This is a genomic window from Proteus sp. G2669, from assembly GCF_009915245.1.
Taxonomy (GTDB): Bacteria; Pseudomonadota; Gammaproteobacteria; order Enterobacterales; family Enterobacteriaceae; genus Proteus.
Window position 1 is genome coordinate 1 of record NZ_JAABLX010000019.1, and the last position, 12,453, is coordinate 12,453.

A 12,453-nucleotide genomic window follows, 5' to 3' on the forward strand; every position below is an offset into this window, starting at 1 on the left:
CATCAGTTACTGGTGCCTAATAAACGGGCTTATCATCGAACAACCTTAAGCCATCATCGTTTTCATCGGCATCCAAATTTAATTAAGTCAGGGTTTATCCCCACACAACCAGAACAGCTTTGGGTGGCAGATATTACCTATTTATCGACGCATGAAGGTGATACTTATTTAAGTTTAATTACGGATGCGTATTCACGAAAAATCGTGGGATATCATTTAGATAACAATATGAAAACAAGTTCAGTGAAGAAATCGTTGGTTCAGGCGTTAAAAAAACGGACTTCGACAACTTCGTTAATCCATCATTCAGATCGAGGGATACAGTATTGTTCTTCGGAATATCAGAAGATACATAAAGAGCATAATATTCAATGTTCTATGACTGATGGGTATGATTGTTATCAAAATGCCTTAGCAGAACGAATTAATGGAATATTAAAAATGGAGTATCTACTGATAAAACCGAGTAATCTGGAACAAGCAAGAAAATTAGTAGAAGAATCAATTCAACTCTATAATGAAAAACGGCCACACTTATCGTTAAACTATAAAACGCCCGATGAAGTACATCGAGCGTTTTATGCCTGAAAAATTGTCAACCTATATCAGGACTAGTCAAAAACAAATAAATTTTAGAAATTAATTTTCAGTGTTGCATTAATACCACTTGAGCTTACATCACTATTATATTGACCTTGGTAAGAAAGCCCGAAAGTTGTTGATTTGCTTAATTGTGCATCAACACCTAGACCAACACCAAACAGATTATCCAGTTTGCCACCACGTAAAGTTGCATCACCGGAATTAGATAAGAAAAGACGTGATTCAGGGCGGTTATCACCAAATAAATGACTTGCAGAAATATCGCCTTTTAATGCCATATTAACGCTACCAGCCATAAATGGATATCCACCACGTAAACCGATAGTACCTACTTGAATATCTTGTGAATCAGTCTTAGTGATAAATTTCATATTACCGACATTTTCATTGATATCATCAGTTGATACACGTAACCAACTGAATCCTGCATATGGCTCAATAGAGTACTGATTCGTATTAAATTGAGTATAAGCACCTTCTAAGAAAATTTGAGTAATTTTTGCATCATAACTTGTAGAGTTATAACCTGCATTTTGTCCTACCCAGAGTGTTCTTTTAGCATCTCTATCTTGGTTAGTATGTGTAAAACCATAGTTTAACGAAGCCACATCAAATAAATTAGACACACCATAAGCACCAATATGGATATCGTTGCTATCTATTTTGCCGTGTTCATTCCCTTTATATTTGGTTGAACCCGCACCGAAGAAGAGGCCTGCTTTGGTATTTTCGGTCACATCTATTTCTGCGCCTAATAAACCGACATAGAAATCAACATCCATATTACTATGACCATAATCGATGTTGCCCCATTGTCCAATACCCGTCATCCAAATACGTGCATTACTATTATCCAATTTAGCATAACGGCCTTGTCCAATACCCATTGCTTGATCTTTCACTGTGCGTGTTAAACCTAACACATTCACTACACTTGCACTGTTAGCATTAAGGTACATATCACTGCCCAATGATCCATAAGTCTTATTCAGATCTCTTTCATTCATTGGTAATACAGCATTGAATAAATCGCCACGACCTGTGCTATCTAAAGTATTAGCAATAGAACGGCCATTTTCATTATTCGCAAATGTGGCTAAAGAGGTATTTTCTTTCTTACTTAATGTACCTGTAATTGTGTTGTCTTTTACAGAAACATTTTTATCAAATAATGCATAATCACTGCCTGGATTGTTATTCGCTAACATTTTAGTTTTAGTACGATTATCAACTAAATTGTCTGCATTAACGGTACCTATTGTGACGGTATTATTAAGGTAAATATCTTTTAATTGACCTTCACTATCAGCACCAATATCTAAACTTGCCCCTTTATTTAAGGCCATATCTCCGACATTAACATCATGCCCAACGGTAACTAAGTACGTGCCTTTATCGTTGATATTAATATTAGCTTTGTGGCTTTCGTTTGATGCTAGTTGGCCTTGTTGTGTAAAGGTATCGTTATAGCGATCAATAACACTTAATTTACCACCATTAACGTTAACAGCTTCAGTGCCAAACGATTCGGTAAAGCCATATAAAGTACCTTGTTCGACTGTTGTACCGCCACGATAAGTATTATCGCCAGTCATAACCAATGTACCTTCGCCTTTCTTAACTAAAGCCCCATCATACAAACCAGCGTTAATTTTAGCTTGAATAGCATCAGCTCGTTTTTGGTAATACTCTTTACGCCATTTTTCAGCATCTTCTTTGCTAACAATATGGGAAGTTGGATCAGGGTTACCATCGTTGATAACAAAATCAGTACCTAGATTGTAATCACCACCAGCTGCAATGCCTTTATCTGTATATTCCTTCAACCATGCGAGATCTTCTTGTTCACGTAGATCTAACGCAGTTTGTGAAATATCATTTGTCCAAACATCAAGTGGAGTCATGCTTAAGTTATATTCAAATTTACCTAAGAACTGACCCGGACCATACATCCCTTTATCTAAATCCGGCGTACCCCAACCATAACGCACATCAGGCGTTCCTTCAGCCGCAGTCCAGCTATCATATAAAGAGCCATCTGGATTACGGTGATTGGCTGTTGTAAACATCACATCACGTATTTGCATCGCATTCATTGATTGATAGCGTGACATCAATACGCCCATGGCACCTGTAACATGAGGAGCAGCCATTGATGTACCACTAAAGGTATTCCAACCTGCATTTCCCTCTTCATCAACAACTGACGAATAAATGTTGCGACCTGGTGCAACAACCGTCCACCATTTCGCATTGCCCGCTTCATTAAAGATTTTTTCTAATTCATAACCTGATTTGTCCGCATTCTGTTTCAGACCCGCAACCGCAATCCAATGTTTTTCTGCTTCAGGATTAAAGTAAGGATAAAGAGGACGATAATAAGGCTGAGCAAAGTCACGGTTACCGGTTGTAAATACTTGTACAACGTTAGTGCCTTTTACTGCATCATAAGCCGCATCAACAAAGGAAGGTTTATCGCCATAGACTTTTTTAAAGTAGAAATATTCATATTCAGTTTGTGCAGTGGTATCTACTGGCATATGCACTGTTGTATTACCGCCATCAGGGCCTACCGTTTTATCTGCGTTAATAATACGAGGGTTTGTACCCCAGCTATTATTAATTACCTGAGCCCCTGCATCGACCATGGCTTTCCAGCCAGTGTAGAAATAGGTGTAATCTTGATATGGCCCGTAGTTATTGCTGTCTGTTGCGCCTGTATTTCCTAAATAAACATCAGCTCCCCACGCTACCCCATGCATACCATTGCCATCACGGCTTGCGCCTACGGTGCCTGTAACATGTGTTCCGTGTGTATCATTCACTCCTTTGATCCAACCTCCATCAACATCAAAGGCCTGACCTTTTTCATAATGTCCCCCCATTTCCTGAGGGTAACGCATACCCGTTGAACCATATTGGCCTTTGGCTTTCACAGCATGAAACCGAGCATCATTCAATTCTGGATGTGATAATAATGCACCAGAGTCCATTACACCGATTTTGGCACCTTGCCCATGGAAACCAAGTGCATAAGCACTAGAGGCATTCATAGCCGCCAAGCCCCAGTCTTTTTGATATTCTTGGCTTTCCCAACTTTTTGTATCACCTAATTGTCCAGCTTCTGAATATGCAACGGAATATCCAGAAAAAAATAACGCGGATGCAACAAGGGATAGTTGGAATATATTTTTATTTATTCTATTATTTTTATTCATTTTGTGATGGTGACTTAAAGCTATTTCTTTGTTCATTCTGTACCTTCAGTTATATTTAAATTAATAACATTTATTAAGGATCAAAAATAAAAGACGCAAAGATTCTCTTGTTTCTAGAGAAATAATTACTTGAAGGGCATCTCAAAAATATGTTTTCATGCCAGAAAAATAGATAGATTGACTATGTAATCACAAATTAACAGATAGATTAAACAAATTTAGATCGCAATACATTATATTACAAAAAGTTAAAACCAACTTTAATCAACATTGTTTCTATTAATATCAATATTTAAATCAATTTAATAAAGAGAGTGTAGATAAAAAAACAATTACTCTAAATTTATTAACAAATTAAAAATGAGAATATTATTCTCTATTTAACTTTAGTCGAAAAAATATAATCTGCATTATTTAGATATAAAAAAAAACAGTATTTTTATTTTAAAAATACTGTTTTTATTTTAATTTAGCACTATGACTAAGCTATTATTCTACAGGCGTGATTTCCATTTGTCCTACCATTCCTTTATCTGCATTTTCTAGTAACTGGCTGTAATACAAGAAAGGAAAGTGGGAATAAGAAGGTTGTTTTAGCTCCACTAATAACTCACTCTGACTTTCTATCCAAACCGTATCTTTCCAACCAAAATCCGCAGGTGAAGGTTTTTGCCCATTATGATTAATGACTTTAAAACGAGCGCCTTCAATATGGAATGATTGAGGCGTTGGTACAGTGACAAGCCAACGTTCCCAGCCATTTTGTTTACCCACCAAATCAATTCTTGAAAGCTCCCAACGAGCATTATTGATACCTGGAGGACTGTTATGAAGTTGAATGGTTCTAGGTTGAATCGAGGTGGTAATTTGAGTGTCATCCAGCGCTAATTGCTGTGGCGCTTTATCAGTAACTAATGACATTAATCCTGTCGGTCTAATCGTCAATATATTGGCATTACGTAATAAATCGGAAGGCTCAAAGATACCACGAAGTCTGTCCATAAATCCGGCACTTTGCCCTGCTGTAATGATGACTTCACCACCTTCAGACATATCAACAAGTATTTCACGTCGTTCACCCGGAGCCATTGGAATTGATTTCAACTCTACGGGGGATGTTAATAAACCTTGATCTGAGGCGATAAGGTAAAGCGATCGACCATCATTTGCAGTTAATTCATAACGGCGAGCATTAGATGCATTAACTAAACGTAACCGAATCCACCCTCTAGAAACTTCGATATAAGGATCTTCACGCCCATTCACGAGCAACGTATCACCATAAAAACCGTCACTTGCAGCTTCTTTGTCGTATTGCGGTGTGCCAAAATTATCAATTCGTTTATCTTGGATTATCAGCGGAAAATCATTTACACCATACTCTTTGGGTAAAGGTAGGGATCGACTCTCTTCATCTTCCACAATCCACATTCCCACCAGCCCGTTATAAACATGAGGCGCCATTTTAAAGGGAGTATTGGCGTGATACCAACACGTTGCTGCTTTTTGGCGAATGGGTAATACCGGCGACCAATACGCGCCTGGTGACATTAATCTAGCAGCCCCCCCGACTTGTGTACCAGGAACTAATAAACCACTTACGGTCATAGATACAGCTTCACTAAGACGGTTACTATAAATAAGTTTTATATCATCGCCACTTCTAACTTTGATTGTCGGTCCCGGTGTTGAGCCATTGATCCCCCAAACTTCCGCTTTTTGCGTACCATTAAATGCCCAATGCACATTTTGCAAAGTCAAAAACAGAGGCTGGCCACGACGAGATTCCAACAATGGCGGTATAGGTAATTGTTTATCATTGACTGATCCAGCACGAACAGAAGAAGATATTGAGCCCAGACATACCGCTAAGCCTGAAGCCTGAATAAACTGGCGACGACTAAATGACATACTTTCTCCGCAACAAAATACAAATATTCCTACCGCATAATCAAAAACATTGGACAGGAAAAAAAGCTGCTGTGATTTAAAGACAAAAGGACTTAAATGAAATTACGGGAGCATAATAGCGCGGATGTGACATAAATCCTAAAAATAGTTGATAACTATACTTTAAATAATTCGAGATGTAGTTAGGGGATAAGTAAGATACATACAAACATATACTTTAAATCATTCAAGATGCAGCTAGACGACAACGCTACAACTTGAAGTATGACGAGTATAAGCCTGAAAATCAGGCTTATGTCTCATATAGATAATGTGTAGACGTTAATTTAATTTGCCAGGAAAATCACGCTTATTCATCTCTTCAACTTCTTTATCTAGCTCTTCAATTTTCTCTTTCATAATTTGGCGACAATCTTCGGCTAATTCCCGAACTTGATCTTTGGTGTATTTTGAAACATCAATCGGAGGCAACATTTCAACAATCACGTAGCCATTATTCCAGCGATTGATTTTAATTTTACCTTGTGTTGTCGACACGCAAACCGGAATAATAGGTACACCAGCTTGAATTGCAGCATGAAACGCTCCTGTCTTAAACGGTAAAAGTCCACGACCACGACTACGCGTTCCTTCAGGGAACATCCACACTGAAATTTTCTTCGATTTAATTTGATCGGCAACTTGTGAAATTGTGCCATGTGCTTTAGAGCGGTTTGCTCTATCAATCAAAATATTACCCGTGATCCAATATAATTGACCAAAAAAAGGAATAAAGATTAAGCTTTTTTTGCCCACAGTCACTGTATTAGGTTGTACTGCATTCGACATTGTTACCATATCAAAATTATTTTGATGGTTTCCAATATAAATACTTGGGCCATAGCTTTTTGCATCTTTTGGAAAACGTTCAACAAGTTTAATCCCAAAAATACGAGATAACTTGCCAAATGCTCGTCCATAAGTCATTACATGTTTTGGATTTCTTGGTGAAAACATGCAATAAATTATTCCAAACGTCACCACAATAATGGTGTAAAGAATGACAATAATGCCTCGAATAATGGCTAACATAAGTTTTAGCGTCCTAAATAGAAGTGGGTCAATAGACCCACTAAATATCAATTAAGTATTAAGTTTAATTTGTTTCAATATCAATATGATCGATAACTTGAGCACCACGAGGTAATGAAGTTCCTCGGCGTCCACGTTTCGCTTTAAAGCTAACTAGCTCATTCATCGACATTGTCAGTTTACGCTTGCCAAAATGCAGTGTTACTGAAGCATTTTCTGGTAATACACGTAACCAAGCGACATTATCCTCACCACTTGCAGCTTGTGAAGCTGGAATAGAAACCATCTGGTTTCCTTTTCCTTTTACCATCGTTGGCAATTCTGCCGCTTCAAAAATCAGCATTCTACCGCCTTTAGTAATGATCATGATGAGATCAGTTAACTCATTATTCAAACGTTGTGGCGGTAAAGGTAATGCATTTTCAGGTAATGTTAGTAATGATTTTCCTGCTTTATTTTTAGAAGTTAAATCATCAACTTGGCAGATGAAACCATAACCAGCATCAGATGCCATTAAGATCTTATCAGTGCTTTCGCCCATAACAACATGGCGTAACTGGGCACCTTTCTGAATTTTTAATCGTTCAGTCAGCGCATCGCCTTTGCTACGACCAGAAGGCAAGGCATCAACATCAACGGTATAGCTTTGACCTGTGGTATCTATTAAGTGTACAGGCTGATTGCTCATTCCTTCAATAGCAGCGAAATAATCATCACCTGCTTTAAAACCAACAGATTGAGCATCAATATTATGGCCTTTCTGGCAACGAATGAGTCCTTTTTCCGACATAATGACCGTAACAGCTTCAGGATGTAGATGTTTTAATGGAATAGGTTCATCACCTGCATTACCACTAAAATAGCTAATCTCTTCGGCTTTAAGCACTTCGTGCTGACCATCTACAGTAAAGATTAATGCCTCATTTTTAGGGGCAAACAGCATTTGTTCAATGACATCACCTTGCTCTTTACCTAACGCAACTAAGCGAGTTCCACGTCCTTTTTTGTTCATTTCATTCAGTTGTTCTGCTGAAATAGCTAAAATGCGTGTTTTATCCGTGATGATAATAAACCAATACTGATCATTCTTTTTCTGTGGATCAACTAAGAAAGGCTCTAGTAACTCTGTTTCTTCTGAAACTGTCAGTAACCCTTTACCCGTTTTATTTTTTGTTTCCATCTCATCATAAGAGAGAACAGAACCATAACCTTCTTTTGTTGCCAGTAAATATTCTTGCCCAGCACTGCCTGCTAACATGTATTTCACGCTGGCTTCAGGTGGGAAAGTTAATTTTCCTGTTAGTGGTTCCCCCTGACTTCTCCCTGAAGGCATATCATTCGGGCTTAACGTATAGCTTCGACCAGTAGAATCAAGGAACAGAACAGGTTGATTACTCATGCCTCGGACTGCACTGTGATAACTATCCCCGGCACGGTAACTCATACCACTAGGATCAATATCATGTCCTTTTGCATTACGTACCCAACCCATTTCAGACAGCACAATGGTCACAGGCTCTGATGGCAACATATCTTGTTCATTAACCACTTTCGCCTCTTCCTGAGGGCGAATAGGGGAACGTCTGTCATCACCAAATTCTTTCGCGTCTGCTTCAATCTCTTTTTTCAGTAGCGTATTTAAACGGCGTGGTGAACTTAATAATTTTTCAATACTGTCACGTTCTTTTTCAAGCTCATCACTTTCACCTTTTAGTTTCATCTCTTCAAGTTTGGCTAAATGACGTAAACGTAACTCTAAAATAGCTTCAGCTTGAATATCAGATAACTCAAAGCGGCGCATTAATTCTGCTTTTGGCTCATCTTCATGACGAATGATCTCAATCACTTCATCAATATTAAGATAAGCAATTAATAAACCTTTGAGAATTTCTAAGCGACGCAACACTTTTTCTAAGCGATGATTTAGACGATTTGTGACTGTTTGGCGACGATACACCAGCCATTCATTTAAAATCGTCAGTAATCCTTTTACTGCTGGACGGTTATCTAACCCAATCATATTCAGGTTAACGCGATAACTTTTCTCTAAATCGGTATTTACGAACAAGTAGTACATCACTTGCTCTAAATCAACACGATTACTACGAGGAACAATCACAAGTCTGGTTGGATTCTCGTGATCGGATTCATCACGCAAATCTTCAACTAAAGGCAGTTTTTTTGCTCGCATCAAGGCTGCAATTTGCTCAAGTACCTTGGCGCCAGAAACTTGATGAGGTAACGCTGTGATAACGGCGCATCCCTCTTCTTTTTGCCAAACAGCTCGCATTCTGACCGAACCGCGACCCGTTTTATAGATTTTTTTAATATCGTCTTGAGCCGTAATAATTTCAGCTTCAGTTGGATAATCAGGGCCTTGAACATATTGCATCACCTCAGATAATCCCGCATCAGGATTATCTAAAAGCATCACTAAGGCTTGTCCAATTTCACGTGCATTATGCGGTGGAATATCCGTTGCCATCCCAACCGCAATACCTGTTGTGCCATTAAGCACGATATTAGGTAAGCGGGCAGGCAACATTTTCGGCTCTTGCATTGTGCCATCAAAGTTAGGGATCCAATCTACCGTACCATGTCCTAATTCACTTAATAGAGTTTGTGAATATTTTGAAAGGCGGGATTCGGTATAACGCATTGCAGCGAAAGATTTCGGATCATCCGGCGCCCCCCAGTTACCCTGTCCGTCAATTAACGGATAACGATAAGAGAAAGGCTGAGCCATAAGTACCATGGCTTCATAACATGCACCATCACCATGTGGATGATATTTACCTAGCACGTCACCAACAGTACGGGCTGACTTTTTAAATTTAGCGTTATTACTTAAACCAAGCTCTGACATCGCATAAACGATGCGACGTTGCACAGGTTTTAGCCCATCTCCAATAAAAGGCAATGCACGATCCATAATGACGTACATGGAGTAGTTGAGATAGGCATTTTCTGTAAATAAGTGGAGCGCTTGGCGCTCTACACCATCATGAGTCAATTCACTCATTCAATTTTTTCCTCAGACTCTTGTGGTATCCATTACACTTCGATGTCAACTTCATCGCCTTTCTCTTGTAACCAATTTCGGCGATCTTCAGAGCGTTTCTTCGCTAACAACATATCCATCATGCCTAGGGTTTCTTGATAATTTTCATCATCAATTACCAATTGCACTAAACGGCGCGTATTAGGATCAAGCGTTGTTTCACGTAATTGAATTGGGTTCATCTCACCCAAACCTTTAAAGCGCTGTACGTTGGGCTTTCCTTTTTTACGGCTTAAACGTTGTAAAATGGCATTTTTTTCTGATTCATCAAGGGCATAATGAACTTCTTTACCTAAATCGATACGGTAAAGCGGTGGCATCGCCATATAAACGTGCCCTTGCTTAACAAGCGCAGGGAAATGGCGCACAAATAAAGCACACAGTAAGGTTGCGATATGTAAACCATCTGAGTCCGCATCCGCAAGGATACAAACTTTACCGTAACGTAATTGGCTTAAATCATCATTATCAGGATCCATACCAATCGCTACCGAAATATCATGGACTTCTTGTGACGCTAACACTTCATCTGAAGATACTTCCCATGTATTTAGAATTTTACCACGTAGTGGCATAATCGCTTGATACTCACGATCACGCGCTTGTTTCGCTGAGCCTCCTGCAGAGTCTCCTTCAACTAAAAACAGTTCGGTATACCGTAAATCTTGAGAAGTACAATCAGCCAATTTACCCGGCAATGCTGGCCCTGAAGTGAGTTTCTTTCTCACCACTTTTTTGGCAGCACGCATACGACGTTGAGCGCTACTAATTGCCATTTCAGCAAGTAATTCACCGACTTGAACATTCTGATTTAGCCATAAGCTAAAAGCATTTTTTACAGCATTTGCAACAAATGCACTGGTTTGTCTTGAGGAGAGTCGCTCTTTAGTTTGCCCTGCAAATTGAGGATCTTGCATTTTCACTGATAATACATAAGCACAACGCTCCCATGTATCATCGGCAGTTAGTTTAAGACCTCTTGGTAGTAAATTACGGAATTCACAAAATTCACGCATTGCATCTAACACACCTTGGCGTAAACCATTTACGTGTGTACCACCTTGAACTGTCGGAATTAAGTTAACATAGCTTTCAGTGAGTAGATCGCCACCTTCAGGCAGCCATAACATAGACCATTCAACCGCTTCGTTATCCCCTTCAAATTTTCCAGTAAAAGGCTCTTCAGGAAGGCGAATAAATTCAGCGACAGCTTCACTTAAATAATCGGTTAAGCCGTCAGCGTAGCACCAGTTTTCTTGTGTGTTATTCACTTTATCAACAAAAGAGACATTAACACCGGGACACAATACGGCTTTGGCTTTTAATACGTGAGATAAGCTTTTGGCGGAAAAGCGAGGAACATCAAAATAAGAGCCATCAGGCCAAAAATGCACACTTGTTCCAGTATCTCGCTTTGCACAAGTTCCAATTTCGTGTAACTCTTCGACTTTGTCGCCATTTTCAAAAGCAATTTGATAAATCTTACCATCACGACGAACGGTCACTTCAATACGCTTAGAAAGTGCGTTAACAACCGAGATCCCTACACCATGTAGCCCACCGGAAAATTGATAGTTTTTATTAGAGAATTTTCCTCCGGCGTGGAGGTGAGCAAGAATTAACTCGATAGCAGAGACCTTAAGTTCAGGATGAATATCGACAGGCATTCCTCGCCCATTGTCGATAACTTCGATAGATTGGTCTTCATATAAAATGACATCGACCTTCGATGCGTGTCCCGCAAGCGCCTCGTCCACGCTATTATCTATCACTTCCTGTGCCAAATGGTTCGGTCTAGTCGTATCAGTGTACATGCCAGGACGGCGACGTACTGGTTCTAGACCATTAAGAACCTCAATATCCTTTGCGTTATAACTTGATTGAGTCATTGTTTTAATCTGCGGTTCGCTGTTAGAAAATACTGTTTATAATAACAGGTGTTTGCGGCAATATGATATTAATTTTCGGGTAGATACATCAACCTACGTTTTACAGGTTAATTAACCGAAAGGCTAAATTATCTTTAAAAATTGAATAATTTTCGGAAAAAAACGTTCAAAACCCACAAATGCGTGATTTCCATCCGATTCTACGGTTTGCCTACACGCGCCAAGATATGAGACAGCTTGACGATAATCAAGTATTTCATCTCCGGTTTGTTGAAGCAACCAAATAAGTTCGGGTGATGTAATTACGGGAATACGTAAGGCAAGTAACTCATCCATATGATGAGGTTCTAATTTATACTTTTGATGTGTATAGGGATTTTCGTTTTCACCCAAGAAATTTTGTAAGAGATCAAAAGGACGAATAGCGGGATTAACAACAACAGCAGGTAAATTAAAACGCTGAGATAACCAGATCGATAAATAGCCACCTAATGATGAGCCAATTAATCCAAGCTTATCATTTGCACTTTCTTTGACTATTGTTTCAATTAATTGAGCCGCTTCTTTAGGATAAGGTGGCAATTGAGGCACTATTAATTCAATTTCAGGATGCGTTGCTTCTAACCATTGCCGAAAAGCTTGGGCTTTAGCGGATTTTGGTGAGCTATTAAAGCCATGTAAGTAAAGAATACGAGACATG

The 12,453-nt window shown here is 39.0% G+C and carries 7 protein-coding genes; 1 reads left to right on the forward strand and 6 read right to left on the reverse strand.

The features are described 5' to 3' along the window. A partial coding sequence (locus GWI68_RS05030; protein WP_166539075.1) for an IS3 family transposase occupies window positions 1-588 on the forward strand: 588 nt, incomplete at its 5' end. A 44-nt stretch (window positions 589-632) separates the two neighbouring features. Here the strand turns inward: GWI68_RS05030 and pta are convergent. The 6 genes from pta to yqiA all read right to left on the reverse strand — a co-directional run bounded on the left by pta (window position 633) and on the right by yqiA (window position 12,452). Beyond that, window positions 633-3,857 (reverse strand): autotransporter Pta, encoded by a 3,225-nt coding sequence (gene pta, locus GWI68_RS05035; protein WP_166539572.1) that lies wholly within the window; start codon window positions 3,855-3,857, stop codon window positions 633-635. A gap of 453 nt (window positions 3,858-4,310) precedes the next feature. Continuing rightward, a complete protein-coding gene (gene ftsP / locus GWI68_RS05040) occupies window positions 4,311-5,732 on the reverse strand; it encodes a cell division protein FtsP (RefSeq protein ID WP_166539573.1) in 1,422 nt (473 codons plus the stop codon). A 321-nt stretch (window positions 5,733-6,053) separates the two neighbouring features. Continuing rightward, on the reverse strand, window positions 6,054-6,803 hold the full coding sequence (locus GWI68_RS05045; RefSeq protein WP_166539574.1) for a 1-acylglycerol-3-phosphate O-acyltransferase: 750 nt from the start codon (window positions 6,801-6,803) through the stop codon (window positions 6,054-6,056). A 64-nt stretch (window positions 6,804-6,867) separates the two neighbouring features. Continuing rightward, window positions 6,868-9,825 carry a DNA topoisomerase IV subunit A gene (gene parC / locus GWI68_RS05050; RefSeq protein ID WP_166539575.1) on the reverse strand — a complete coding sequence of 986 codons (2,958 nt, stop codon included), beginning with the start codon at window positions 9,823-9,825 and terminating at the stop codon, window positions 6,868-6,870. A gap of 32 nt (window positions 9,826-9,857) precedes the next feature. Continuing rightward, complete coding sequence (parE, locus tag GWI68_RS05055) at window positions 9,858-11,753, reverse strand: DNA topoisomerase IV subunit B (protein ID WP_166539576.1); 1,896 nt, start codon at window positions 11,751-11,753, stop codon at window positions 9,858-9,860. A gap of 123 nt (window positions 11,754-11,876) precedes the next feature. Further along, window positions 11,877-12,452, reverse strand: coding sequence for an esterase YqiA (gene yqiA / locus GWI68_RS05060; protein WP_109409112.1), 576 nt, complete (start codon window positions 12,450-12,452; stop codon window positions 11,877-11,879). Window position 12,453: the final 1 nt, after the last annotated feature.

What these genes read in the sequence shown, in the direction of transcription:
- parE (WP_166539576.1), bottom strand. Translation starts at nt 11,753, where the DNA reads ATGACTCAATCAAGTTATAACGCAAAGGATATTGAGGTTCTTAATGGT.
- GWI68_RS05045 (WP_166539574.1), bottom strand. Translation starts at nt 6,803, where the DNA reads ATGTTAGCCATTATTCGAGGCATTATTGTCATTCTTTACACCATTATT.
- yqiA (WP_109409112.1), bottom strand. Translation starts at nt 12,452, where the DNA reads ATGTCTCGTATTCTTTACTTACATGGCTTTAATAGCTCACCAAAATCC.
- ftsP (WP_166539573.1), bottom strand. Translation starts at nt 5,732, where the DNA reads ATGTCATTTAGTCGTCGCCAGTTTATTCAGGCTTCAGGCTTAGCGGTA.
- pta (WP_166539572.1), bottom strand. Translation starts at nt 3,857, where the DNA reads ATGAACAAAGAAATAGCTTTAAGTCACCATCACAAAATGAATAAAAAT.
- parC (WP_166539575.1), bottom strand. Translation starts at nt 9,825, where the DNA reads ATGAGTGAATTGACTCATGATGGTGTAGAGCGCCAAGCGCTCCACTTA.